The sequence below is a fragment of the Rhodococcus sp. 15-725-2-2b genome (assembly GCF_002259075.1).
Classification (GTDB): domain Bacteria; phylum Actinomycetota; class Actinomycetes; order Mycobacteriales; family Mycobacteriaceae; genus Rhodococcoides.
The window spans coordinates 499,057-523,976 of record NZ_NPFL01000004.1; the positions used below are offsets into that span (position 1 = coordinate 499,057).

19 protein-coding genes are annotated in these 24,920 nt (G+C 64.9%); 10 read left to right on the forward strand and 9 right to left on the reverse strand.

Going from position 1 to position 24,920, the window contains the following annotated elements:
- Positions 1–19: 19 nt before the first annotated feature.
- Positions 20–862, forward strand: coding sequence for a DeoR/GlpR family DNA-binding transcription regulator (locus CH306_RS04170; protein ID WP_179272978.1), 843 nt, complete (start codon positions 20–22; stop codon positions 860–862).
- On the opposite strand, the gene CH306_RS04175 is transcribed toward CH306_RS04170, so the two are convergent.
- On the reverse strand, positions 826–2,394 hold the full coding sequence (locus CH306_RS04175; RefSeq protein ID WP_179272979.1) for an FGGY-family carbohydrate kinase: 1,569 nt from the start codon (positions 2,392–2,394) through the stop codon (positions 826–828). The two genes, CH306_RS04170 and CH306_RS04175, sit on opposite strands and share 37 nt — an antisense overlap.
- Before the next feature lie 406 nt (positions 2,395–2,800).
- Here CH306_RS04175 and CH306_RS04180 point away from each other — a divergent pair, with 406 nt between their 5' ends.
- The 6 genes from CH306_RS04180 to CH306_RS04205 all read left to right on the forward strand — a co-directional run bounded on the left by CH306_RS04180 (position 2,801) and on the right by CH306_RS04205 (position 11,154).
- Positions 2,801–3,760 (forward strand): hypothetical protein, encoded by a 960-nt coding sequence (locus CH306_RS04180; protein ID WP_094645725.1) that lies wholly within the window; start codon positions 2,801–2,803, stop codon positions 3,758–3,760.
- An 88-nt stretch (positions 3,761–3,848) separates the two neighbouring features.
- The gene (gene glpK, locus CH306_RS04185) at positions 3,849–5,348 is read left to right on the forward strand and encodes a glycerol kinase GlpK (RefSeq protein WP_094645726.1); all 1,500 of its coding nucleotides are present in this window, start codon (positions 3,849–3,851) and stop codon (positions 5,346–5,348) included.
- Positions 5,345–6,202 carry an HAD-IIA family hydrolase gene (locus tag CH306_RS04190; RefSeq protein WP_094645838.1) on the forward strand — a complete coding sequence of 286 codons (858 nt, stop codon included), beginning with the start codon at positions 5,345–5,347 and terminating at the stop codon, positions 6,200–6,202. Before glpK ends, CH306_RS04190 begins: the two co-directional genes overlap by 4 nt.
- Complete coding sequence (locus tag CH306_RS04195) at positions 6,199–7,599, forward strand: iron-containing alcohol dehydrogenase (protein WP_094645727.1); 1,401 nt, start codon at positions 6,199–6,201, stop codon at positions 7,597–7,599. The genes CH306_RS04190 and CH306_RS04195 overlap by 4 nt, the downstream gene beginning before the upstream one ends.
- A 60-nt stretch (positions 7,600–7,659) precedes the next feature.
- Complete coding sequence (locus CH306_RS04200; RefSeq protein WP_094645728.1) at positions 7,660–9,420, forward strand: thiamine pyrophosphate-binding protein; 1,761 nt, start codon at positions 7,660–7,662, stop codon at positions 9,418–9,420.
- A gap of 51 nt (positions 9,421–9,471) precedes the next feature.
- A complete protein-coding gene (locus tag CH306_RS04205; protein WP_094645729.1) occupies positions 9,472–11,154 on the forward strand; it encodes a glycerol-3-phosphate dehydrogenase/oxidase in 1,683 nt (560 codons plus the stop codon).
- 169 nt (positions 11,155–11,323) lie between these two features.
- Here the strand turns inward: CH306_RS04205 and CH306_RS04210 are convergent, their stop codons facing one another.
- The 3 genes from CH306_RS04210 to CH306_RS04220 form a co-directional block, all read right to left on the reverse strand.
- Positions 11,324–12,025 carry a DUF2334 domain-containing protein gene (locus CH306_RS04210; RefSeq protein WP_094645839.1) on the reverse strand — a complete coding sequence of 234 codons (702 nt, stop codon included), beginning with the start codon at positions 12,023–12,025 and terminating at the stop codon, positions 11,324–11,326.
- A gap of 55 nt (positions 12,026–12,080) precedes the next feature.
- Positions 12,081–12,590 carry a glutathione peroxidase gene (locus CH306_RS04215; RefSeq protein ID WP_306436637.1) on the reverse strand — a complete coding sequence of 170 codons (510 nt, stop codon included), beginning with the start codon at positions 12,588–12,590 and terminating at the stop codon, positions 12,081–12,083.
- A gap of 128 nt (positions 12,591–12,718) precedes the next feature.
- On the reverse strand, positions 12,719–14,113 hold the full coding sequence (locus CH306_RS04220; protein WP_032395930.1) for a cation:dicarboxylate symporter family transporter: 1,395 nt from the start codon (positions 14,111–14,113) through the stop codon (positions 12,719–12,721).
- Between the two features lie 233 nt (positions 14,114–14,346).
- On the opposite strand from CH306_RS04220, the gene CH306_RS04225 reads away from it, so the two are divergent.
- Complete coding sequence (locus CH306_RS04225) at positions 14,347–15,840, forward strand: sensor histidine kinase (protein ID WP_235387245.1); 1,494 nt, start codon at positions 14,347–14,349, stop codon at positions 15,838–15,840.
- Positions 15,837–16,511 (forward strand): response regulator, encoded by a 675-nt coding sequence (locus CH306_RS04230; RefSeq protein WP_094645731.1) that lies wholly within the window; start codon positions 15,837–15,839, stop codon positions 16,509–16,511. The genes CH306_RS04225 and CH306_RS04230 overlap by 4 nt, the downstream gene beginning before the upstream one ends.
- Before the next feature lie 48 nt (positions 16,512–16,559).
- On the opposite strand, the gene CH306_RS04235 is transcribed toward CH306_RS04230, so the two are convergent.
- Together CH306_RS04235 and CH306_RS04240 are read right to left on the reverse strand one after the other, a co-directional pair.
- Positions 16,560–18,686 (reverse strand): S9 family peptidase, encoded by a 2,127-nt coding sequence (locus CH306_RS04235; protein WP_094645732.1) that lies wholly within the window; start codon positions 18,684–18,686, stop codon positions 16,560–16,562.
- Positions 18,683–19,567 (reverse strand): phosphoribosylaminoimidazolesuccinocarboxamide synthase, encoded by an 885-nt coding sequence (locus CH306_RS04240; RefSeq protein WP_045200314.1) that lies wholly within the window; start codon positions 19,565–19,567, stop codon positions 18,683–18,685. The genes CH306_RS04235 and CH306_RS04240 overlap by 4 nt, the downstream gene beginning before the upstream one ends.
- A gap of 62 nt (positions 19,568–19,629) precedes the next feature.
- Here CH306_RS04240 and CH306_RS04245 point away from each other — a divergent pair, with 62 nt between their 5' ends.
- Entirely contained in the window at positions 19,630–21,042 is a 1,413-nt protein-coding gene (locus CH306_RS04245; protein WP_045200315.1) for an MDR family MFS transporter, read from the forward strand.
- Between the two features lie 97 nt (positions 21,043–21,139).
- Here the strand turns inward: CH306_RS04245 and CH306_RS04250 are convergent, their stop codons facing one another.
- Genes CH306_RS04250 through CH306_RS04260 form a run of 3 tightly spaced genes read right to left on the reverse strand, consistent with a single transcriptional unit; the run spans position 21,140 to position 24,819 of the window.
- Positions 21,140–22,195 carry an ABC transporter ATP-binding protein gene (locus CH306_RS04250; RefSeq protein ID WP_094645733.1) on the reverse strand — a complete coding sequence of 352 codons (1,056 nt, stop codon included), beginning with the start codon at positions 22,193–22,195 and terminating at the stop codon, positions 21,140–21,142.
- Entirely contained in the window at positions 22,192–23,754 is a 1,563-nt protein-coding gene (locus CH306_RS04255) for an ABC transporter permease (protein WP_256981026.1), read from the reverse strand. The genes CH306_RS04250 and CH306_RS04255 overlap by 4 nt, the downstream gene beginning before the upstream one ends.
- A 21-nt stretch (positions 23,755–23,775) precedes the next feature.
- Positions 23,776–24,819, reverse strand: a complete 1,044-nt coding sequence (locus CH306_RS04260) for an iron ABC transporter substrate-binding protein (RefSeq protein ID WP_094645734.1) — start codon at positions 24,817–24,819, stop codon at positions 23,776–23,778.
- Between the last annotated feature and the right edge of the window lie 101 nt (positions 24,820–24,920).

Below are 24,920 nucleotides of genomic sequence, written 5' to 3' on the forward strand. Positions count from 1 at the left end.
CGCTGACGAGTCTACGACCGTGATCGCCGGATACGATGCCCTGGTGGCCACACTCCTCAAGCCCGAGCGGCACTTCCGAATCCTCGAGCAACTGCGCACGACGGGCAAGATTCTGTCTTCCGAACTCGCCGTGACGTTCGACGTCTCCGAGGACACCATTCGCCGGGATCTGGACGAGCTCGGAGCGGAAGGAAAATTGAAGCGTGTGCACGGCGGAGCGCTGGTGGTGTCCACGTTGCACCAGGACTACCGGGATCGGCGAGGCCAGGAGGCGTCGGCCAAGTCGCTCGTCGCCCGTGCTGCCGCAAGCCTGTTGCAGGACGGCCAGGTGATTCTCATCGACGGCGGTACGACGGCAATCGAGGTGACGAAACAGCTCGACCCCCAACTTCGCGCAACGTTCGTCACACACAGCCCGTCCACCGCGGTGAACCTCGCGGAGCATCCCCACTGCGAGGTCGTCGTGGTAGGGGGTCGCCTCCTGAAGAACGCCATGGTGACGGTGGGCGCGCAGACTCTCAAGACGTACGAGTCGATCAATGCCGATGTCGCGATCCTCGGCATTCTGGGCATCAACGTCGACTCCGGTATCACTCATTTCGAGTACGAGGAAGCTCAGATCAAACGGGCGATGATCGAGGGGGCCCACCGCTCGATCGTCCTGTGCACCAGCGACAAGCTGGGCTATTCCGGCGCATTCCAGGTCGCCCCGCTCGCGGCGATCACCACGCTTGCGGTCGAGCCCGGCCTCGATCCCGCACTTCTGCGGCAGTATCGCGACAGCGGCGTCGAGTGCATCTCCGTCGACGACATCGAACAGGGCGGTCAGGCATCCGCGCCGACGACCGACCGATCGCAATAGCGAACGTCGACCGAATACCCTCTGCTCCAGACCGCAGCCAGTGCCGTGGTCGTTGCGCGATGGCGCGCGTATCGAACAGCCATCACCGCCTCCTTCTGCGGATCGGGTTCGTAGGATCGCAGCGTAGGCGTGAATGCCGATGCAGCGGAGGCGAATTCCGAGAACAGTCCGATTCCCACCGCAGCTGTGATCGCAGCACCACGGACCCCGATTTCCCCTCGGTCGGCGACGTCCACGCGCAGTCCGAGAACGTCGGCGAATATCTGCGGCCAGATCGGGCTGAGCGAGGCACCCCCCGACATCCGGACGACGCCCGGCCGAGCTGCGTCCTCGCCCTCGAGGAGCGACTCGATATCCGCTCTGTGCGCGTAGGCGATTCCCTCGTACACAGCCAGCGCCGCCTCGTCGAACCCGTCCTCGGCGACAGCCCCGAGCAGACCGGCCGGCGCGCCCCCGGGTCCACCGAACAGATACGGGAAGAACATCATGTCGCCCAATCGATCTCGGGCATACGCGCGAGTCACGGCCTCGTCGCACATCCGATAGAGCTCTCCCCCTCGGCTCCTGGCGTCGTCGGCCAGTCCGCCGAACAGCGAGCGACAACACCATTCGAGGTTGCTCGCCGACGTGATCCCGCCTTCGCTCGCGAGATACACCTCCCCCGTGACGTACCGGCACTGGAGCAACGGGGGCCTGCTGGTTCTGGGGCGTCGATGGAGCGTTTGGTCGATTCCGAATGTTCCTGCGACAACGGACATGTGCCTCCTGTCGAGCACTCGTGAGGCGACAGCGCACGCGGCGACGTCGACCACTCCCCGAACCACAGGGGTGCCCACCGCGAATCCGGTCAGTTCGGCGGCCACGGCGGTGACCACGCCGACCTTCTCTGCGCCCGGCCCGATACTCGGCAACACGGCGCGCCACTGCGAGAGTCCCAGCAAGTCGAGTGCGTCCTCCGACCATGAATTTCGCTCGATGTCGCACAAGCCGGTCAGCCCGGCATCGGTGTGATCGGTGGACATGTCCCCGCACAATCGAGACCTGATGTAGTCCTTGCAGGCAAGGACGCGATGCACCCTGGGCAGCATCGACGGCTCGTGCTCGTCGAACCATCTCAACAACGCCGCGGTCTGTCCGCTCCACCCTCGCTGCGACACCATGTGCGCAACCCGTGCTGCCGTGACCTCGTCCAGTGCTGATGCGGGTTCGAGTTCGGTCCTGACATCTGTCGAGAGGATGCCGTTCCCGAGTGCCGCGCCGTGCTCGTCGACCAGCCACAACCCGCTGCCGTAGCCGGTGACCGATATCGCGGCGATGTCGCGCGGACCGATGTCCGACAAGCGGAGCAGGGCCTGCGCCGCGGAGCACACAGCACCGAACAGTGCATCGGGATCTTGTTCACGCCTGCCGCCGCTGGACGTCGAGTGCGGGCTTCGTTCCTTCGATGCGGCCAATTCGTGCCCGTTCGCGTCGAACAGCCCCGCTTTGACGAAGGTTCCGCCGGCGTCGATGCCGACGATGTATTGCTCCATGACCACCATCCCGGCTGCGGATTAATGCAGCTCTTGCGATCCCGTGCGGAGGGCTACCGCCTCAGAACTAGATGACAAGGATCACATAGTTTCACCAAGTTGCCTAGTGAAATGGGGTTTGAAGTCGTAAATATTACCGCTCGGTAGATGTTGACTGCCACTCCACCGTGAGTTAACTTCGTCACTAAGCCGCACAAACCGGCATAAACACGAAGTCAGTTCCTCTCAACCCGGCGCCGCTCGAACACGAGCTCCCTCGGTCACCGTCCCCGCCTGGTGCGGCCGATGGCTTTCGAAGAGGTTTCGCCCCGCATTCCCACCCGTCACCTCGGGCCAGGAGTGGACGGGCTCCACCACGAGGACCCGTGAACGGGCACCTCACCGTCTCGAACAAAGGACTCTTGCCGTGGATCTTCAACTGGTCGCGTACATCGCCGCATTCGGCGGTGGGTTGGTCGGCGCTGCCCTCGGCGGACTGTTCGTCTTCAGTCTCTGCGGCATCTTCTGCATCGTCGGCGTGGTGGCTGCGCTGGCCGGTTCCGACTACGACTTCCTGGGGCAGTTGGCATTCGGGCCCTTTCTCGGCCCCCAGGTGGCGTTCGTCGGGGCGGTTGCGGCGGCGGCATATGCCAAACGCACCGGCAAGCTGGACGACGGCAAGAACATTCTCTCGCCGCTGGTCGGCCTCGGTAGCAGCAGCGTGCTGCTCGTCGGCGGCGCATTCGGAGTTCTCGGATTCGCACTCGAAAAGGCGCTCAAATCCGCCGTGAGCATCGACTCGACGATTACCTCGGCGGTGGTGCTCACCGATACTGTCGCCCTCACGGTCGTGATTCTTGCTGCGGCAACGCGCCTTTCGTTCGGACGCACCGGACTGGTGGCATCGAACCGAGGTGGCCCGGGCGCACAGATCGCCACCCGGTGGCACCCGACCGCGACGCAGGCCTGGCTACCGTTCCAATCGCACCGGCTGCAGGTTGCCACCGTCGCTGTCGGCTTCGGACTCGCCGCGGGCTGGCTGATCGTCAGCCTTCCGGAGTCGGCCCGAGCACTGGGCCCCATCCTGCTCTTCGGATTCAGTGCCACGACACTCCTGCTGCTGCAGATCGGCCTGTCCGGTCCGGTATCGCATCACATCACGTTGCCCGCCGGCTTGGCCGCCGTCGCCGTTCTCTCCGCAGGTGCGCCCAGCACGATCGCACTGGTGGCGGCCGTCGGAGTGGGATTGTTCAGCGCTTTTCTCGCAGAGCTCAGCTCCCGCATCTTCCACACGCTCGGAGACAGCCACTTCGACCCTCCGGCGTGCGCCATCGCCGTCACGACATCGCTGATCGTCGGCACCCAACTGATATTCGGACAAATCTAAACCGGCCCGTCGGCCCCACAGCGGTAACTCGATCTCACCCGAAACACCAACCCCATCTCGCCACGACACGACGGAAAGAGCGTCAGCCATGACTCAGTACATTCTCGGAATCGACGAAGGCACCACCAGCGCAAGAACTCTCATCTTCGACGAGAAGTGCGAGGTCCGCGCGGTAGCGCAACGCGAAATCACTCAGATCTATCCGAACTCGGGATGGATCGAACACGATCCTCTCGAAATCCTCACCGCACAGCTGGAAACGATGCGCGAGGCACTGCGGAGCGCCGATCTCGAACCGACCGACATCACCGCGATCGCACTGACGAACCAACGGGAAACGGCCGTGGTGTGGGACAAGGAGACCGGGCGACCGATCCACAACGCGGTGGTCTGGGCATCGCGTCAGAGCAACGGCGTGATCGAGCGATGGCGGGAACGCGGACTCGACTCTGTGATTCGTGAGCGCACCGGCCTGAACTCGGACGCCTACTACTCCGCGTCCAAGATCGCCTGGATTCTCGAGACCGTGCCGGGAGCGCACGAGCGGGCCGAGAAGGGGGAACTGTTGGCGGGCACCATCGACACCTGGCTGATCTGGAACCTCACCGGACGGTGCGCCCATGTCACCGACTACTCCAACGCCTCGCGAACCATGATGTTCAACATCCACACCCGTGAGTGGGATCAGGATCTGCTCGACGCCTATGGCATTCCGCGCTGCATGCTCGCCAAGGTCGTCTCCTCGGACACGATCGTCGGCGACGCCGGTGCCACGTTCGGGGCACCGATTCCCATCGCGTCCAACATGGGCGATCAGCAAGCCGGACTCTTCGGGCAGGTCTGCTTCCGAGCCGGTCAGGCCAAGATGACGTACGGAACAGCGGGGGTGCTGACGATCAACTGCGGCGACACCCCGCAGATGGTCGAGGGCGCAACGACATCCGTCGCCTGGGGTGTCGGCGACGATGTCCGCTACGAGAACGAGGGCGTGCTGTTCAGCATGGGCAAGACCATGCAGTGGCTGCGCGACGACATGAAACTCATTCACGGAGCTGCGGATTGCGAATGGTACGGAGGCCAGGTGGCCAGCACCGACGGTGTCTACCTGGTTCCCGCCTTCACCGGACTCGCCGCGCCGACCTGGGATCCCTACGCCCGTGCCTGCATCGTCGGAATGAGCAGCTCCACCAACAGATTGCACATCATCCGCGCAGCCGTCGAATCCATGGTCTTCCAAACCCGCGATGTCGTGGACGCGATCACCGCGAACGGTCAGGTCACGTTGCCCGAGCTGCGGGTCGATGGCGGCGCGGTGAACAACAACATGCTCTGCCAACTCCAGGCCGATATCCTCGGCATCCCCGTGATCCGGCCCGCCATCACCGAAGCCACTGCGCTGGGGGCGACGCTGATGGCCGGATTGAGCACCGGGGTATGGGAATCCCTCGACGAGATCGAGGCACTGTGGTCGGTGGACCGCACCTTCGAGCCCAAGATGGACCGCACCAAAGCCGAGGAGATGTACGCGGGCTGGATCGAGGCGGTCGAACTCTCCAAGGGTTGGGCCCGCAAGGTGACGACCCGATGACGCCGACTTCGACACTCACACAGTCGATTCTGCACAGACCGACACAGCTGTTCGAGTCCTACGTCTTCGACCTCGACGGCACGCTCTATCTCGGCGACGAACTGCTGCCCGGTGCAGCGCACCTGATCGAAGCGCTCCGCGACCATGGTCATCGAGTTGTGTTCTGCAGCAACAACCCCACCCGTGCGCCGCAGCAGTACGCCGACAAGCTCACCTCGCTCGGCATACCGGCGCAGGTGTCCGACGTGATCACCACGTCGATGACGACGGTGCGGTGGTTGGCCGAGCATGCCTCGAAAAGCAAGATCTTCGTCATCGGTGAACAGCCGCTGAAGGACTCGATCTCGGCGGCCGGCCTCGAACTGAGCGAGGATCCACGGGAGATCGACGTCGTGGTCGCGAGCTACGACCGCGGATTCGACTACCGCAAACTCAAGATTGCCTTCGAGGCACTCTCCGTCTACCGTCGCGCGATTCTCGTCTCCACCAACCCCGACCGGTTCTGCCCTCTCCCAGGAGGATTCGGCGACCCGGACGCGGCGGCGGTCACGGCGGCCATCGAGGCGAGCACAGGACTCGTTGCCGTTGCGCAGATGGGCAAACCCAGCTCGTTCATGTTCGAGACCATCAGCGCGCTCACCGGGATCGATCCGGCCACCACGCTCGTCGTCGGCGACCGGCTCACCACCGACATCGCCATGGGGGTGAACGCCGGCACCTCGACGGCTCTCGTGCTCACCGGCGAATCGACTCTCGACGATGTCGACCGGGCAGAGCCAGAGGGTCGGCCCACGTACATCGTCGAATCGGTCGATGATCTGCTGCCTGTTCGATCGACTCGGAGCGCAGGATGAGCCGGCCGCAGACCGTCGGCGCGACGACGGACACAGCGCGTTATCTCGCGCAGATCGGAATCGACCACGCCGCGTCGACGCTCCGCACGCTCGTCAGTGCTCCGGGGGCGTTGGCGGAGTTGAACTCCGTTCTGGCAGAACTCGATGCGTCGGGTACGGCGGTGATCCTGCACGACGGCACACCGATCTCGGTGGGTTCACGCGACGTCCTCGCCGAGATCGAGAGCACTGTTGCCCGACACTTCACGGCCATGGTGTCGGTCCCGAACCACCGGCACGGGACGGTGGTTCTCGACGAAACAACGGTGGACGGTTCCACCGCCGCCAGCGCGGGGTGTGCGGCCATCGTGGCCGTCGGCGGTGGCACCATCGTGGACCTCGGCAAGGTGCTCTCCCATCGGCATGGCGTTCCCCTCGTGGTGATCCAGACATGTGCGTCGGTCAACGGCTTCTCCGATCCACTGTCGGTGCTGGTCCGCAGCGGCACCAAGAGCACGGTTCCCACCGCCTGGCCCGTCGCCTTGCTCATCGATCACGACGTGGTCGCCCACGCACCTGCCGCGCTGACCAGAGCAGGATTCGGAGATGCGGCCGCGATCTGGTGCGCACCTGCCGACTGGTATCTGGCGTGCACTCTGGGCATGGACACCGAGTTCGACTCCGACGTTCTGGCCGTGATCGGGGCAGCGGCGGAGCGACTTCGAGATGCACCGTCGCTGACGGAGCTGGATCTCGAAGCACTACTCGATACGCTCACCTACGGGGGGCTCGGCATCGGCGTCACCGGAACGACGGCCGTTGTATCGGGCTGCGAGCACCTGATCAGCCACCTGATCGACATGGCGGCAGTGGCCCGAGGTACCGACCACGACCTACACGGCGCTCAGGTGGGTGTCGCCGCGGTGATATCAGCGGCGTTGTGGGAGAGTGCAATCGAATCCTTCGATGCTCTCGCCATCGACGTCGACGACGCGGTCACACCGATACCGGACCTCGAGTCCTCGGTCATCGGGGCATGGGAATCGATCGACCCCTCCGGCAGGGTCGGAGAGGCCTGTGCCCGCAATGTGGCGACCAAGATGGCCAGGTGGTCGAGCGCGCGCAGTGAACTCGACGATTTCGTGGCGAACTGGCCCGATCACCGCCGCGCGTTGGTTGCCCTTCTCCGACCCGCAGCCGACATCGCTGCCGATCTGGCAGCCATCGGCGCACCGACCAGGTTCTCGCAGCTGACACCTCCTGTCGACCGCGAGACTGTTCGGTGGATCATGCGCACACTTCCGCTCATGCGAGATCGGTTCACGCTGTGCGACGCGCTGCTCGTATCCGGCCGCTGGACAGACGAATTCATCGACCGCGTACTCGACCGCGCCGCCGAGTCCGGCGGCGGACTCTAACCGAAGACCATTCCCTCTACGCACCAACAACTCTCGACCCGACAACAAGGAGCGTGTCTCATGCCACACGGTGGCGATCTCGTCGCAGAAATTCTGCGTAAGCACGGAGTGACACAGGTGTTCGGACAGCCCGGCGGCCAGACGGCTGCGTTCTACCAGGGTCTGTCGAACAGGAAAGACATGTCCCATCTCGGCTGCCGTGACGAGCGATCCGCGGCCTACGCCGCCGACGCCTATGCACGAGTGAGCGGTAAGCCGGGAATCGTCGACGTGACCGTCGGCCCCGGCACGACCAAGCTTCCCGACGGACTCATCGAGAGCATGAACGCCTCGGTGCCCATCGTTGCCATCGTCGGCGAACTCCCACGGTCCTGGGTTCCGCTGCGCGACGGTGGCGTCGGTTCCCAGGGGTTCGATCAGATGCCGTTCCTGCAGACCATGACCAAGCAGTCCTGGCTGGCACCGGACCTGGAAACGGTCCCCGATCTGGTGCGAGCGGCGTTCCGCACTGCCACCACCGGCAAGCCCGGCCCGACGGCCGTGGTGATTCCACACGATGTGCTGGACGAGGAGTGGGAAGAAACAGATCTCCAGGTAGAGGAAAGATTCAACTCCGCACCTGCGTACCGAAGCAGGCCCTCCGACGACGAACTGCGCACCGCCGCAGCGCTGATCGCGAAGGCCGAGCGTCCGTACATCATTGCCGGTGGCGGCGTTCTGGGTTCGGGAGCAACCGCGGAGCTCGCCGAGTTCGCCACTCGCGTCGGCGCCGCAGTGGGCACCAGCTTCACCGGCAAGGGCTCGGTCACCGAGACCGAAAGCTACTCGGTGGGCGTACTGAACCCTCTCGGATCACAGGCCGCGCGTGAGCTGGCCGGCGAGGCCGATCTCATCATCTGGTTGGGATCCAAAGTGGGACAGAACACGTCGCTGAACTGGGCCCTGCCCCGTCCGGAGCAGATGACCATCCAGGTCGACGTCGACGGCAGTCAGCTCGGCCGAACCTTCGGGCCTTCGTCCGGACTGCTGGGCGATGTCAAGGCCACCCTCGAAGCGCTCGTCCCGCTGGTGGAACCCAAGTCGGTCCCGGAGTGGCAGAGGCGAATTGCGGAGTCGAAGATTGCCGCATGGGCATCGACGGAACCACTGAGACTGAGTGAGGCGAGCCCGGTCATGCCGCCGAGGGCCATGACCGAACTGGCCAAGCATCTGCGGCCCCACGACATCGTCGTCTCCGACGCCAGCTTCAGCGCCGGCTGGATATCGAACTACCTGAAGAACCCGGTGCCGGGACGCAACTTCCTGTTCGCACGCGGACAGGGCGGGCTCGGTTACTCGACCCCGGCGTCGATGGGTGCCGCGAAAGCCCGCCCCGAAGCACGCATCGTCACCGTCTCGGGCGACGGCGGATTCAGTTACTCGGTAGGCGAATTGGCCACCCAGGCCGCCCACGGCATGAACATCGTGCACGTCGTCCTCAACAACGGAACGTGGGGATGGCTCCGTATGTGGGAGCACCTCCACTACGAGGGTCTGCGCTATTCCGTGGACCTGGAGAGCGAGAAGGCCAGTACCTCGTACGCCGCGGCGGCGGCAGGTCTGGGAATGCAGGGAATTCTGGTCACCTCGGCCGACGAGCTGGCCAACGCATTCGACAAGGCCTTCAGTACCGAAGGACCCACCGTCGTCGAGATCAGAATCGATCCCGACGCGACGCCGATCGACAGCTACACCCGCCGGTTGGCGTCGGGCAAATTCTATCCACGCCCGGGAACGGTCTACCAGGCTCGTCCATGGCAGCAGTCTGCGGGACGAAAGTAACTGCACAGCAACAGGTCCGAAGACCGAGTGGAACGACGAAGAGGGACAGACATGAGTAACACCACACGACTGGATCTCGACGAGGTGGCCGCGCAGGAGTACGACCTCGTCGTGATCGGTGCGGGCATCAACGGGGCGGCGATCGCCCGCGAGGCCGCACTGCAGGGCACCCGAACCCTCCTGATCGACAAGGGAGATTTCGGGGGCGGCACGTCCAGTTGGTCGAGCAGGTTGATGCACGGCGGACTTCGCTACCTCGAATTCATGGAGTTCGCATTGGTGCACGAGTCACTGCGCGACCGGGAAGCACTGTTCGACATTGCTTCTCATCTGGTCAAGCCGTTGCCGTTCGTCGTTCCGCTCTACGGCCACAACCACAAACCGGGTTGGATGATGCGGGTGGGCATGGCGATGTACGACGCCTTGTCCTGGAACAAGTCGGTGCCTCGACACCGCAGATTGAACAAGAAAGCCATGGCCGTCGAACTCGGCGGTCTGGACACCTCGTCACTCGCGGGTGGTCTGCACTACTACGACGGCCAGGTCGAGTTCGCCGAGCGATTGGTCGTCGAGAATGTGCTCGACGCGGCGCGTCACGGTGCGACGGTGCGCAACCACACCCAGGCAATTGCGTTGACCACGACGGGATCCACGGTCACCGGAGTCGAACTCCTCGACGTCACGACCGGACGATCCGCCGTGATTCGGGCCACGGTCGTCGTCAACGCAGCCGGGCCGTGGGTCGATGACGTGCTGGTCGGCTCCGCACCCTCGATGCCTCGATTGATCGGTGGTACCAAGGGAACTCACGCCGTCGTCGGACCGTTCCCCGGCGCTCCGACATGCGCGGTGTACTACGAGGCCCGCTCGGACAACCGCGCAGTGCTCGTCATTCCGTGGCGCGGGCACTTCCTCATCGGAACCACCGACGACCGCTTCGACGGCGACCTGGACACCGTGGCGGCAACACAGGACGAGATCGACTACATCCTGGCCGAGACCAACGAGCTGATCCCCGGTGCCGGATTGACGCGCGAGTCGGTGGTGATGACGTACGCGGGTGTTCGGCCCCTCCCCTTCCAAGCCGATGGGGACACTCGGGCCATCTCCCGCAGCCACGACATCGTCGATCACGACGAGCTGGAGGGGCTGATCTCGGTCGTCGGCGGCAAGCTGACGCCACACCTGTCGCTGGCCGAGGAGACGCTGACGATGGTCTACCGGAAGATGAAGCGCCCGAAGCCGACGTTCTGTGCTCGCACCACGCCACTGCCCGGTGCAGGCCCTGATCCTGCTCGCGGATTACGCTCGGCTGCAGACGATCTGGGTCTATCCGAACATCTCGTGGACCGATTGGTGGCCGTGTACGGCCGCCGCGTGGACGAACTGCTTGAGTTGACGCGCACCGAACCGACACTGGCAGAGGTGGTCGGACACGGCCGCGGTGCGTTCCTGGCCGCCGAAGTGATGCTGGCAATCCGAGAGGAATACGCGGTGACACTGGCCGACATCCTGCATCGGCGCATCATGATCGGCATCGAACCCGGCGCGCAGGACGGTGCCGCCGAGGCCGTGGGGCGAATCCTCGAACAGCACGCGGGATGGTCCACCGACCACGTCGCGCGAGATCTTCGAGAAAATCAGGAGTACGTCAAACGCTTGACCTCCTGCACGCGCCGCCCTGTTCCGACGGCACTCGAACCCGAGGTCTCATACTCGACAACCAGCAGCTGATCGACGTTCCCGTACCCCCACCCCGTTCGCGTCAATGGACCACTGCATACGTCTGAGCGGTGCAATGGCACATTCACGCCGCAACCCCGTACGCGTGAATGGCGCATTGCAGACGTCTGGACCGTGCAATGGTCCATTGACGCGGGGCGGGTGGGGGTGCAGCGAGGAGCTAGGCCACGCGGGATTTGGTGCGTGGGGTCCATTCGTAGACCCCGGCCTCGGCTCCGTGGTGCAGGGAGAGGTCGATGGCGTCCAGGATTGCCTGGCGCGGTCCGGGTCGTCCGAGTTGCTTGGCGCTGATGGCCAGGCGTACCACTCCGTCGCGGCGGGCGGTGCGGCCTGCGCCGAGTACCAGTGCTTTGAACCACCAGGGTTCGGCTTTGAATCCTTCGCCGATTCCCCAGACTCGGGCGCGGACGACACCGTCCCGGTCGAGGTCGTGAATACCGTTGAGCGCAGCCAACGTTCGAAATCCCGCGTCGGGCAGTGCTTCCACGGCGCCGGGTGAAGCGATCCAGCGGGGAGCGGCGAACACCCGGGTGCGCAGGCCGGTCTGTTCCATGACGCGGTCGGCGGCCATCAGTCGAAGTCGGGCTTCGTGACGCGGCAGTGCGGAGAACTCGGAGCGTCGACGCTTCGTCGCGGCCTGGTCGTAGCCGTGCAGAACGATCGCGTCGCCGCCGTCGCGTCGCGCCCGCAACCATTCCTGGGTGGGCACGTCCGCTGCGAGACGGTATTTGTCCTTCAATCGAGGCGCGACGAGCAGTGAGAGCGGAACGCCTCGTCCGTCGAGGATCCGCGCGAATTCGGCGGCGTGCTCGTAGGTGTCGTTCTTGATACCGCTCACCGACACGATCAGGCGTCCAGACATGACTCGAGCCTCGCACACCAGCGTGAACGAGGCTCGAAGTCGATGCAGACAGAAGCTAAACGGTCATCGTTTCCTTCGGCAGGATCTTGTCGATCGCTGCGAGCACCTCGGGGGCGTCCGGCTCGGTGCGCGGACGGAAACGGTTGGTGACGACGCCGTCGGGCGAGATCAGGAACTTCTCGAAGTTCCACTGGACGTCTCCGGCCTTGCCTTCGGCGTCTTCGGTCTTGGTCAGTTCGGCGTACAACGGGTGCTGATTGTCACCGTTGACGTCGATCTTCTCGGTCATCGCGAACGTGATGCCGTAGGTGGTGGAGCAGAAGGTTTCGATCTCTTCTGCCGTGCCGGGCTCCTGGCCACCGAACTGGTTGCAGGGCACTCCGACGACCGACAGGCCACGAGAGGAGTAATCGTTGGCGAGCTTCTCGAGCTTTTCGTACTGCGGGGTCAGTCCACACTTGGACGCGACATTGACCACGAGCACGGCCCGTCCGGCGTACTCGTCGAGCGAGGTGGGCGCACCGCCCAGCGTGTTGATGCCGATGTTCTGAACTTCAGTCATCATCCGAACTTACCTGTGAGTACGCCGAGAACGGGAACCGACGTGGAAAACAAGAACGACCCCGCTGGTGGCGGGGTCGTTCTCGGTTTTCCGAACCGGGCGACGGGGGGATGCGCGGCGCCCGGCAGGCACTACGCCTTGGCGGCGTGCTTTTCGATGATGACCTGCTTGTCTGCAGGCCGGTCGTCCTCGGGGAGGTGGTCGTCGACCATGGTCTCCTCGTCGAACGGAAGGCCGCCGTCGAGCACCGTGTTGACCCGGTCCTTGTCGATGGTCTTGGTCCAGGTGCCGACCAGCAGGGTGGCGACGGCGTTACCCGAGAAGTTCGTCAGCGCACGGGCCTCGGACATGAAGCGGTCGATTCCGACGATCAGGCCGACTCCGTCGAGCAGTTCGGGGCGATGGCTTTGCAAGCCACCGGCCAAGGTGGCCAGACCGGCTCCGGAGACGCCGGCTGCGCCCTTGGAGGCGATGATCATGAAGAGCAGCAGCGAGAACTGCTCGCCGATCGAGAGCGGCATGTTCATGGCGTCGGCGATGAAGATCGAGGCCATCGTCAGGTAGATCGCGGTGCCGTCGAGGTTGAACGAGTATCCGGTGGGGACGACGATGCCGACGGTGGTGCGCTCGACTCCGACGTGCTCCATCTTGGCGATCAGACGCGGCAGGGCCGACTCGGAGGACGACGTGGCGACGATGAGCAGGTACTCACGGGCCAGGTACTTGACCAGCTTGAAGATCGAGAAGCCGGAGACGAAGCGCAAGATCAGTCCGAGGAAGAAGAAGACGAAGATGAAGCAGGTGATGTAGAAGGCGAGCATCAGGGTGCCGAGCTGGATGACGGCGTCGAACCCGGTCTTGCCGACGACACCGGCAATGGCACCGAAGGCACCGATCGGGGCGAGCCACAGGATCATGGTCAGGATGCGGAAGACGAGCTTCTGCACCGAACCGATGCCCTTGAGGATGCCCTCGCCGCTCTTGCCCATGGCCTGCAGCGCGAAGCCGACGAGGATGGCGACGAACAGCGTCTGCAGGACGGATCCGGCGGTCAGCGACGACAGCAGACTCTCGGGGATGATGCCGGCGATGAAGTCCATGGTTCCGCCTGCACCCTCTGCGGTTTTGGCGTACTCATCGCCACCGCCGGGCACGATATTGAGTCCCTCGCCGGGCTGAATCAGGTTGCCGACGACCATGCCGATACCGAGGGCGATGGTCGACATCGTGATGAAGTAGGCCAGGGCAAGGCCGCCGACCCGTCCGACGCTGGCTGCCGCTCGAACCGATCCGATACCGAGGACGATGGTGCAGAAGATGACGGGGCTGATCATCATCTTGATCAGGCTGACGAAGAGCGTGCCGAGGACCGCGAGCTCGACGGCGAAGTCCTTGGCGGTCAGTCCTACGATGACGCCGGCGACGACGGCGATGATCACGGCGATGTAGAGCCAGTGAGTCTTGTCGCGCTTCTTCTTGGGCTCGGTGGGCGGATTGTCGAACCGCTCCGCATCGATGGTTGTCATGAATGTTCCTTCTGGTTCCGGTGAAGCGCGAGTCGAACTGCTGACTTCGTGACTACTGGGAGTGGAGTGAGGTGGATCACCCCTGCTGAGAGATGATGTTGCTGCACCGGGTGACAGGAGTCACCTATACGTTCATTTCGTTCACGTTCGATGTATTGCACGAAAGGATTGCGTTGTCCTCGAAGCGCCCACTGAGCGTCGCCGGCCAGGTGTTGGTGCTCCAGCTCGTCGTCATGGCGGTCGTCGTGTTCGCCGGCGGCATCCTGACGGTGCTCAACGAGCGGTCCAACAGCGACGACGCGACCCGACGCGAAGTCACGGCGATCGCGGTCAGTATCGCCAACGAACCGTCGACGCCCATTGCTATCGAGTCCGACGATCCGACGTCTCGGCTGCAGCCGGAAACCGAGAAGATCCGTCAGGTCACGGGTGTCGATTTCATCGTGGTCATGGCCCCGGATCGGACCCGTTACACCCACACGACCGTCGACCTGATCGGTAAGCCGTTCAGCGGCAACATCGATCGCGCGTTGCAAGGCGAGACGTTCACCGAGACGTACGTGGGTTCTCTCGGCCCGTCGATCCGTTCGGTCACTCCGGTCACCGATTCCTCCGGCGAGATCGTCGGCCTCGTCTCGGCGGGCGTGACCAGGGCCAAGATCAGCGACCAGTTCTTCCAGGGTCTACCCCTCATCGTCGGGGTCGTTCTCGCCGCCTTCGTCGTCGCCGCCGCGGGATCGACGCTGCTCAGCCGCCGGCTCCGGCGTCAGACACTGGGGATGGCTCCTGCGGAGCTGCGCACGATGTACGAGCATCACGACGCCGTTCTGCATTCCATCGGTGAAGGCTTGCTGGTGTTCGGTCGGGGCGACGAGGCGGAGTTGGTCAACGACGAGGCCCGACGCCTCCTCGATCTGCCCGAGGGCCCTGTCTCGTTCGGCTCGTTGCCGGAGTCCATGCAGCAGATGGACACCGGCATCGTGCGCGGTGAACTGCATCTGACGAAGGATCGCGTGCTCGTGGTCAATCAGGATCCGGTGATGTGGGAGGGCCGACGCCTGGGCAACGTACTCACGATTCGCGATCAGACCGAATTGCGTTCGTTGATGGGTGAATTGGACTCGGTGCGCAGTTTCGCGGAGTCGCTGCGTTCGCAGGCTCACGAGTCGGCGAACAGGCTGCACACCGTCATCACGATGGTCGAGCTCGGCCGACCCGAGGAGGCAGTCGAATTCGCGACGGCCGATCTGGAGCTGTCGCAGGCTCTCATCGATCGCCTGATGAACGCGGTCAGCGAACCTGCACTCGCTGCACTGCTGCTGGGCAAGGTCAGTCAGGCCGCCGAGCAGGGCGTGGAGCTGACGATCACCGACGACACCGCCATGGAGCACGAGGGTGTGCTCACTGCACGTGAATTGGTCACGCTGGTAGGCAATCTGATAGACAATGCCATCGATGCCTCGAAAGAATCCGACCAGCCGTGGGTCGAAGTGACGGTCCGTGACGCCGATGGTGAACTCGTCGTCCGAGTCGCCGACAGCGGTCCCGGAATGCCGCCGGAGACGCTCAAAGCTGCTCTGCGGCGCGGCTACTCGACCAAGTCCGGCTCACGCGGTCTCGGCCTCGCCCTGGTGACTCAGGTGATCGGTCGCCATCGCGGCACCTTGACCTCGGAAGTGACGTACGGATCGGTCATGGTCGCCACCATCCCGGGATCGCTCTCGTGATCCGCGTCCTGATCGTCGACGACGAACCGCTGATCGCCGAAGCGCACAAGACGTACGTCGAGCGAACCCCGGGCTTCGAGGTGGCGGGGGTGGCGCACACCGGTGCGTCGGCCATGCGCTTCGCCAGCACCGAAGCCGTCGATCTGGTGTTGCTCGACATCGATCTGCCCGACGCGAGCGGCATCGACGTGGCGGCAGCTCTCGGCGGTCTACGCCCGAGTCCCGACGTCATCGCCATCACCTCCGAACGGGATCTGTCGGTGGTGCGCTCCGCCGTGGCACACGGCATCGTGCTGTATCTGCTCAAGCCGTTCACGTTCGCTGCGTTCCGCGACAAACTCGAGCGCTATCGCGAATTCCATGCCGCGTTGCCTGCCGGAGAGAACGCGTCGAGTCAACGCGACATCGACCGCGCGATGGCGCATCTGCGGACCGCCGACGAACGCGTCTCGACACCCAAGGGCATCGCCCCGCAGACGATGGACGGCATCACCGCGAGCATCAAGGAAGCGGCCGACGGACTCAATGCATCCGAGGCCGCCAAGGTCGTCGGAGTGTCCCGAGTGACGGCGTGGCGATATCTCGAGCGCCTCGCCGACGACGGACTGGTCACCCGGCACACCGAATACGGCAAGGCCGGGCGACCGCAAGTCCGCTACGTGTGGCGTTAGAGCGGCTGCGCCGCATGTGAGCGGAAATTCGTAGCAGGCTACGAATTTCTATGCACGTGCGCCGGAGGCGCTCACAATCCACGCATACTCGAAAGCCGCTTCCTTCCATTTCTCGTAGCGTCCGCTGACTCCGCCGTGTCCGGCGCTCATTTCGGTCTTGAGCAGCAGGTCCGAGTCACCGGTCTTCGTCGCACGCAGAGCCGCAACCCATTTGGCGGGTTCGACGTAGAGGACGCGAGTGTCGTTGATGGACGTGATCGCCAGGATCGACGGGTAGTCCTTGGCCTCGACGTTCTCGTAGGGGCTGTACGACTTCATGTACTCGTACACCTCCTTGTCGGCCAACGGGTTTCCCCATTCGTCCCATTCGATGACCGTCAGCGGGAGCGACGGGTCGAGGATGGAGGTGAGCGGATCGACGAACGGAACGTTGGCGAGGATGCCGTTGAACAGCTCCGGTGCCATGTTCGCCACCGCTCCCATGAGCAGTCCGCCTGCGCTGCCGCCGTCGGCGACCAGATGCTTCGGTGAGGTGCGCCCGGTGTCGATGAGATGCTGTGCGGCAGCGATGAAGTCGGTGAAGGTGTTCTTCTTCTTCAGCGTCTTGCCGTTGTCGTACCAGTGCCGACCCATCTCGCCGCCGCCGCGTACGTGTGCGACGACGAACACGATGCCGCGGTCGAGCAACGACAACCGGGCGACCGAGAAGGACGGGTCCATCGACGCCTCGTACGATCCGTAGCCGTAGAGCAACGTGGGAGCCGGCCCCTCGGGGACATCCTTGCGCGCGATGACCGACAGCGGAACCTGAGTTCCGTCCGGCGCAGTGGCCCACTCACGATGCTGCACGTAGTCACCGGCGTCGAACTCGCCCAGGACCGGCTGTGATTTGCGGAGCAGCAGTTCGCCACTGGCGATGTCGAGGTCGTAGACCTGGCCGGGGGTGATGAATGAGGTGTACACCATCCGCAGCAGCGGCTGATCCCATTCCGGGTTCGAACCTGCGCCGACGGAGTAGAGCTCCTCGTCGAATTCGAGCTCGCGGTACTCGCCGTACCCCTCGTCGGTCAGCGGCCAGATCGCCATGCGCGTCAGGGCTTCTCGTCGGTACGTGAAGATCAGGTGGCCGGCGAACGCATCGATGTCCTCGACGCGGACGTCGTCGCGATGCGGAACCAGCGTGCGCTGATCGAGTGGGTCCGAGACCGGAGCCTCGGCGAGCAGGAAGTTCTCGGCCTTCTCCCCCTCGGTGCCCCAACCGTTCACCGAGCCGTTGTGGGTGATGAGGAATCGATCCTCACCGGCCACGACGGCGTGCTCGATGCTGTATTCGACGCCGTCCGTGCGGGGCAGTACGACGCGGAACTCGCCCTCGGGATCGGTGGATTCCAGCACCAGGCACTCGGAGGTGATCTTCGAGCCGACCCAGATCATCAGGTACTTCTCGCTGCGGGTGGAACCGAATCCGACCCAGTAACTTTCGTCGGGCTCGTGGAAGACCTGGACGTCCTCGGACTTGCCGAGGGTGTGCCGCCAGACGGTGTCGGGACGCCAGGATTCGTCGACCGTCAGGTAGAACACGTGGGTGGCGTCGGCCGTCCAGGTGGCCCCGGGCGCGACGTTCTCGATGGTGTCGGCGAGCAGCTCGCCGGTCTCGAGATTCTTGAAACGCAGTGTGTAGCGCTCGTCGCCCTCGGTGTCGGTCGAATAGGCCAGCAGGTTGCCGTCGAGGCTGATCGAGAACGCGCCGAGGGAGAAGAAGTCGTGTCCCTTCGCCTCTTCGTTGGCATCGAGCAGGATCTGCTCACCGGGGACGTCCACGTCGGACGACAGGGTGGGCGGGGTCCAGTCGTCGAGAGAGTCGACGGGACAACGGCATTGGAGTCCGTAGGACTGTCCCTCGACGGTGCGCGAGTAGTACCACCACTGCCCCATGCGCGTGGGCACGGACAGGTCGGTCTCCTGGGTTCGCGACTTGATCTCGTCGAAGATCTTTCCTCGCAGTGACTCGAGGCCGGCCGTCTGCTGCTCGGTGTAGGCGTTCTCGGCTTCGAGGTAGGCGATCACCTCGGGATCGTCCTTGGCCCGCAACCACTCGTAGTTGTCGATGAACGTGTCCCCGTGATGGGTGCGCTCGTGCGGCACCTTCTTGGCAACGGGAGGGGTGATCGTCATGGCGTGACCCAATCGTCGAAGTTCAGACCCGAGATGCGCTCGTAGGCCTCGATGTAGCGGCTGCGGGTTGCGGCGACGATGTCGTCCGGCAACGGTGGCGGTGGAGTGTCGGAGCTGCGATCCCAGCCGGATTCGCCCGTCAACCAGTCGCGGACGAACTGCTTGTCGAAGCTGGGCTGGACGCGGCCTTCCTGGTACGAATCGGCAGGCCAGTAGCGTGAGGAATCAGGGGTGAGAACCTCGTCGGCGAGGACCAGGTTGCCGTCGGCGTCGGTACCGAACTCGAACTTGGTGTCGGCCAGAATGATTCCGCGTTCCAGAGCGAAGTTGGCTGCGCGCGTGTAGATCTCGATGGTGTCCTCGCGCAGCTTGAACGCGAGTTCGGCACCGACCTGCTCGACGGCCTGGTCGAAGGTGATGTTCTCGTCGTGGTCGCCGATCTCGGCCTTCGACGCGGGCGTGAAGATCGCCTGGTCGAGCTTGCTGGATTCCACGAGCCCGGGGGGAAGCTGCACGCCGCACACGGCTCCGGTCGCGTTGTAGTCCGCCAACCCGGATCCGGTGAGGTACCCACGCGCGACGCATTCGATCGGCACCATGTTCAGCTTCTTCACCACCAGGGCACGGCCGAGCAGTTCGGCGGGAATGCGTTCGTCGAGCGGATCGCCGGCCAGGTGGTTGACGCCGCCGAGCTCCTCGAAGAAGAACACGCTCATCGCCGTCAGCACGCGTCCCTTGTCCGGGATCGGGGTGTCGAGGATGTGGTCGTAGGCCGAGATTCGGTCGCTCGCGACGAGCAACAGATGCGCGTCGTCGATCGTGTACAGATCGCGGACCTTGCCGCCGGCCAGATGCTCGTAGCTACTCAGTGATGGTCGCACGGTGTTCAACACTATCTGGGCCGGTGGCCGCGGGGGTGCCGGCAGGCATCAGACTGGTAGCTGTGGCAACGAACAACACGACATCGGATGTCGGATTCCGCTCCGAACGAGGACCGATACTGGTTGCGCTGATGCTCAGCACGTCTCTGGTCGCTCTCGACTCGACCATCATCGCCACGGCGGTGCTGTCCATCGTCGACGACCTGGGCGGGTTCACTCAGTTTCCGTGGCTGTTCTCCATCTATCTTCTGGCGCAGGCGGTATCGGTGCCGCTGTACGGCAAACTGGCCGACCTGTTCGGCCGCAAGAAGATCATGCTGTTCGGCATCGCGGTGTTTCTGCTCGGCTCGATCCTGTGCGGCCTGGCCTGGAGCATGCCCGCCCTGATCGCTTTCCGTGCTGTCCAGGGTCTCGGCGCGGGTGCCGTGCAGCCGATGGCCATCACCATCGCCGGCGACATCTACACCCTGGCGGAGCGCGCCAAGGTGCAGGGCTACCTCGCCAGCGTTTGGGCGATGTCCTCGGTACTCGGCCCGGCGCTCGGCGGTATCTTCTCCGAGTTCCTGACGTGGCGTTGGATCTTCTTCGTCAACATTCCGCTGTGCGCGCTGGCCGCGGTGATGCTGTGGCGCAAGTTCGACGAGGGAGCCGTGGAGCGCACCAAGCCCAAGATCGACTACCTCGGTGCAGGCCTGCTGACGGTGGGCGCAGCGATGGTGCTGCTCGGGCTGCTCGAGGGCGGACAGTCCTGGGCCTGGAACTCCCCCGTCAGCATCGCCATCTTCGTCGCCGGATTCTCCTTGCTGGCCGCGTTCGCGGTGGTGCAGACCAAAGTCGAGGAGCCGATCCTGCCACTGTGGGTGTTCACCCGTCGGGTGCTGGTGGTCAGCAGTTCCATCTCGCTGCTCGTCGGGGCATTGATTCTCGGCCTGACGTCCTACGTTCCGACGTTCGTGCAGGGCGTGCTCGGCACCGGGGCGATCGTCGCCGGCTTCGCCCTGTCCACCCTCACACTCGGCTGGCCCATCGCGGCATCTCTCTCCGGGCGGGTGTACCTGCGGTTCGGCTTCCGCACCACGGCGCTCATCGGTGCCTCTATCGCGGTCGTCGGAGCGGCCTTCGCCACCGGCCTCGGTGCCGGTTCACAGGTGTGGCAGGTGGGCGCGGTGTGCTTCGTCATCGGCCTCGGTATGGGTCTGATCGCCAGCCCCACCCTCATCGCCGCTCAGTCGAGCGTCGAATGGTCCGAGCGCGGCGTCGCCACCTCGACCAACATGTTCGCCCGCTCCATCGGCAGCGCAGTCGGAGTCGCGGTGTTCGGTGCCATCGTCAACTCACGGATCTCCGCCGACCCGAGCCCCGAACAACTGTCCGACGCCATCCATCCGGTCTTTCTCGGTGTCCTGGCCGCGGCAGCGGTGATGGCCGTCGCGGCACTGTTCATGCCCAAGCGTGGAGCGGAGCCGACCCGATAACGTCCCTTTCGGGTGCTTGTCGGCATGGCCCTCGTTTCGTCGGTCCGGCGCGTGATCGTGCCGGGCACGGCCGGTCGTGCCGGTGCGTCTGCGAAAACTAGTCCGCCGAACCCGCGAACCAGTGCACCGGCGATGTCACCGTGACGTCGACGGCGGTGCCGGGGGCGAGTCGGTCGCCGGTCCGGGCGATGGCTCGAAGCCGCAGCCCGGTGGCGCTGTGCCGCAGGGTGACCGAGGATTCGGGGCCGGTGAAGAGCTCGTGTTCGACGACGAACGCACCGTCGTCGAACTCCGAGACCAGCAGTTGCTCGGGCCGAAGCAACGCCTGTCCGTTTCCCGTCTCTCGGGTTGTGGATTCGAGACGCCCCAGGACGGTGTCGACGTGGCCGCCGTGGGCCGCAGCGTCGACGAAGTAGGCGTCGCCGACGAAGCGCGCGATCGCGGGTGTGGCGGGTCGCTCGTACACCTCACGCGGGGTGTCGATCTGGGCGCAGCGACCACCCAGTAACACGGCGACCCGATCGGCAGTTCCGAGTGCCTCGGCGCGGTCGTGAGTGACCAGGATCGACGCAGTCTTGCTGGACTGCAACAACTCTCGCACGTCCTGCCTGATCGAGGTGCGCAGCCCCGCGTCGAGGGCGGCGAACGGCTCGTCCATCAGCACCACCGACGGAGCAGGCGCGAGCGCCCGCGCCAACGCGATGCGCTGCTGTTGGCCGCCCGAGAGCTCGCTGGGTCTGACCCCACCGGCGTCGGGCAGTCCGACGAGCTCGAGCATCTCGTCGACCCGCCGCGTGCGCTCTGCGCGACCGGACAGATGGGGTCTCAGAAACCCTGCACGCAAACCGAATTCGATGTTTCTTCGTACCGTCAGGTGTGGGAAGAGTCCACCTTCCTGCGGCATCAGGCCTATTCCCCGCTTCTCCGGTGGCACCTGAATCTGCCCCGCCACCGAGATGTCCCGCCCGTCCGAGGTGATCCGGCCCGCGTCGATGCGGTGCAGTCCCGCAATGGATCGCAACAGCGTCGTCTTGCCGCAGCCGGAGGGGCCGAGAACGGCAAGCATCTCGCCGTCGCCGAGGTCGAGGTCGATCCCGTGCAGCACGGCCGTACTGCCGTACGAGGCAACGAGTCCGGAAATCACCATGCTCATGGCAGTGCTACTCGCTTCCGCGTCGTGCGCCCCAGCGCCCGTGTCAGTACGACGGTCGGGACCACCGAGATCAGGATCAGGGCCAGGGCGTAGGGAGCCGCCTCGCCGTATCGGAACGCCTCGGTGGTGGACCACAGCGTGGTCGCGAGCGTGTCGACTCCCCGAGGGCGCAGCATCAGCGTCGCCGGTAGCTCCTTGGCGACGGTCAGGAACACCAGAGCGGCCCCGGCGGCGATGCCGGGAGCCGCGATCGGAATCGTCACCCGAAGGTCGGTGTGCAGCCGGCCCGCGCCCAGGGTCCGTGAGACATCCTCGAGGACAACGGGAGTGGCGACGACGACCGCTCTCGTACTGCCGACGGCCAACGGCAGGAACAACACCACGTATGCCAGCACCAGCAGCACCGCCGTCTGGTAGAACGACGGCAGGAACCTGATTCCGAGAAAGACCGTGGCGAGCCCGACGGTGATACCCGGTAGTCCGTGCGCGATGTAGGTGGACAATTCGGCACCGCGGGCGGCCCTCGACGTGGATCGGGCCGCGAACAGCGCGACCGGCAACGCGAGCACGGCCACCACCACCGCGGCGGTCGCGGAGTACTGGACGGTCTTGGCCGTGACGGCCAGCACGTCCACCCAGTCGACGGTGAAGCGCAACGATCGACTCAGCCACCGGGCCAGGGCCAGAATCGGTACCAGCACCGAAACACCGAGGGCTGCAACGACAACGGCCAGAGCAGGCACGCGCCACCGGCCCAGAACCACAGGCTCGGCCATCCGGTCCGTTCCAGATCCCACCCTCGCCGTGGCACCGCGTCGGGCACGCCGTTCGAGGAGGGTGAGCACCAACGCGCCCACCACGAGGACCAGTCCGAGAACCGCGGCCGCGGTGCGATCGAGTCCCCCGCGGTACGCACTGTAGATGCCGAGCGTGAAGGCGTCGTATCGCATCAGAGCCACCGCCCCGAAGTCACTGATGGTGTAGAGCGCGACCAGCAGCGCACCCGCCGCCGCGGCCGGAACGACGCGACGGCACTCGACGGTCAGCGCCGTGCGCACAGCGCCTCGACCGAGGGTGCGCGAGACCTCGGCCAACGACGGGTCCGCAGTGGCGAAGGCCGCGGACACCGGCAGCATCACCAGCGGGAAACAGGACAGCGTGAGGACCAGGGCTGCACCGGAAAAGCCTGCCAACGAGGGGAACTCGGCGATCCACAGATATCCGGACACGTACGACGGGATGGCCAGCGGGGCGGCGAGCACCATCGCGAAGAAGCGTCGCCCCGGTAGATCGGTCCGTACGGTCAACCACGCCAGCAGCGTCCCGACCACGACCGACGCAACGAGCACGGTGAGCGTCAGTGTTGCCGTGCGGATGGCGAGGTCGAGTGTGCGTTGCCGCAACAGCAGCCCCAGGACCTTCTCGGTGCCGCCGTCGAACGCTCGGACGAACAGATACACCAGCGGTGTCAGCGTCAGCGCTCCCACGCACAACGCGGCCGTCCCGAGAACGGGACGACCGCCGAAGTGGTGCCGCCGAAGCGGCTGGAGTGCAGACACGAGCCCGGAACCGAGGATTGCCTAGATGATTCCGACGTCGGTCAGCAGGGTCTGGGTGGCCTCGAGGGACGAGAGGCGACCCAGATCGAGATCGGTCGAGCCCAGCTCCGACAGCGGCGGCAGGTCGTAGTCGGAGGTGACTCCGTCGATGACGGGATATTCGGCGGTCTCGTTCGCGAAGTAGGTCTGCGATTCGGTCGAGAGCAACTCGCGCACGAAATCGAAGGCCGCTTCCTGGTTGTCCGAAGCAGCCAGCACACCCGCACCGGCGACGTTGATCAGTGCGCCGGGGTCGCCGGGCTCGAAGTAGTGCAGCTCGACCGGGGCGTCGTCGCCGTTCTCGTCCTTGAAGGGGTACCAGTAGTAGTGGTTGAGCAGGCCGGTGGCCACCTGTCCGTCGTTGACGGCGGTCAACAGCGGGCCGTTGCCCTCGAAGGCGACGGGCTCGTTGGCGACGAATCCCTCGAGCCAGGTGCGGGCACCGTCCTCGCCGCGCTGCACGCGCAGGGCGGTGACGAAGGCCTGGAACGAGGCGTTGGTCGGTGCGTAGCCGATTTGTCCGCGCCAGCGTGGGTCGAGCAGTCCGTCGATGCCGGTGGGCAGGTCGGCTGCCTGCACCGAATCGGAGTTGTAGGCCAGCACACGAGCCCGCGCGGAGGTGGCGACCCAGGTGCCGTCGGCACCGCGGTACTGCTCGGGGACCAGGGAGAGGATGTCCTCGGGCAGCGGTGCGAGAGCGCCCGCCTCGTCGAGGGCACCGAGTGCTCCTGCGTCCTGTCCGTAGAAGACGTCCGCCGGGGTCGCGTCGCCCTCTTCGAGGATCTTTGCGGCCTGGGCGTTGGTGTTGCCGGAGTAATCGACCTCGATACCGCCGCCGATGCGCTCGATCAGGGGGTCGACGAGCTCTTCACCGCGGCCGGAGTAGACCACGAGGGCAGACTCAGCGGAGGCGGACTCGGAGGTGGACGTGCCGTCGTCGGACGAGCCGTCCGAGCTGCATGCGATGAGACCGAGGGCGAGGGTTGCGCTGATCGAGAGCAGCGCCAGACGGCGAACGGTGAACACGGTTCTCCTGACGAAAACGGGACATTGAAGACAATTCGATGAAAGTACACCACAAAGGTGAGGCTCAGCTACTTTCCCTCCGGGATTGAACGACCGGCCGC

What these genes read in the sequence shown, in the direction of transcription:
- CH306_RS04220 (WP_032395930.1), bottom strand. Translation starts at nt 14,113, where the DNA reads ATGACAACCATCGATGCGGAGCGGTTCGACAATCCGCCCACCGAGCCC.
- CH306_RS04195 (WP_094645727.1), top strand. Translation starts at nt 6,199, where the DNA reads ATGAGCCGGCCGCAGACCGTCGGCGCGACGACGGACACAGCGCGTTAT.
- glpK (WP_094645726.1), top strand. Translation starts at nt 3,849, where the DNA reads ATGACTCAGTACATTCTCGGAATCGACGAAGGCACCACCAGCGCAAGA.
- CH306_RS04250 (WP_094645733.1), bottom strand. Translation starts at nt 22,195, where the DNA reads ATGAGCATGGTGATTTCCGGACTCGTTGCCTCGTACGGCAGTACGGCC.
- CH306_RS04190 (WP_094645838.1), top strand. Translation starts at nt 5,345, where the DNA reads ATGACGCCGACTTCGACACTCACACAGTCGATTCTGCACAGACCGACA.
- CH306_RS04205 (WP_094645729.1), top strand. Translation starts at nt 9,472, where the DNA reads ATGAGTAACACCACACGACTGGATCTCGACGAGGTGGCCGCGCAGGAG.
- CH306_RS04210 (WP_094645839.1), bottom strand. Translation starts at nt 12,025, where the DNA reads ATGTCTGGACGCCTGATCGTGTCGGTGAGCGGTATCAAGAACGACACC.
- CH306_RS04175 (WP_179272979.1), bottom strand. Translation starts at nt 2,394, where the DNA reads ATGGAGCAATACATCGTCGGCATCGACGCCGGCGGAACCTTCGTCAAA.
- CH306_RS04200 (WP_094645728.1), top strand. Translation starts at nt 7,660, where the DNA reads ATGCCACACGGTGGCGATCTCGTCGCAGAAATTCTGCGTAAGCACGGA.
- CH306_RS04235 (WP_094645732.1), bottom strand. Translation starts at nt 18,686, where the DNA reads ATGACGATCACCCCTCCCGTTGCCAAGAAGGTGCCGCACGAGCGCACC.
- CH306_RS04215 (WP_306436637.1), bottom strand. Translation starts at nt 12,590, where the DNA reads ATGATGACTGAAGTTCAGAACATCGGCATCAACACGCTGGGCGGTGCG.
- CH306_RS04225 (WP_235387245.1), top strand. Translation starts at nt 14,347, where the DNA reads ATGGCGGTCGTCGTGTTCGCCGGCGGCATCCTGACGGTGCTCAACGAG.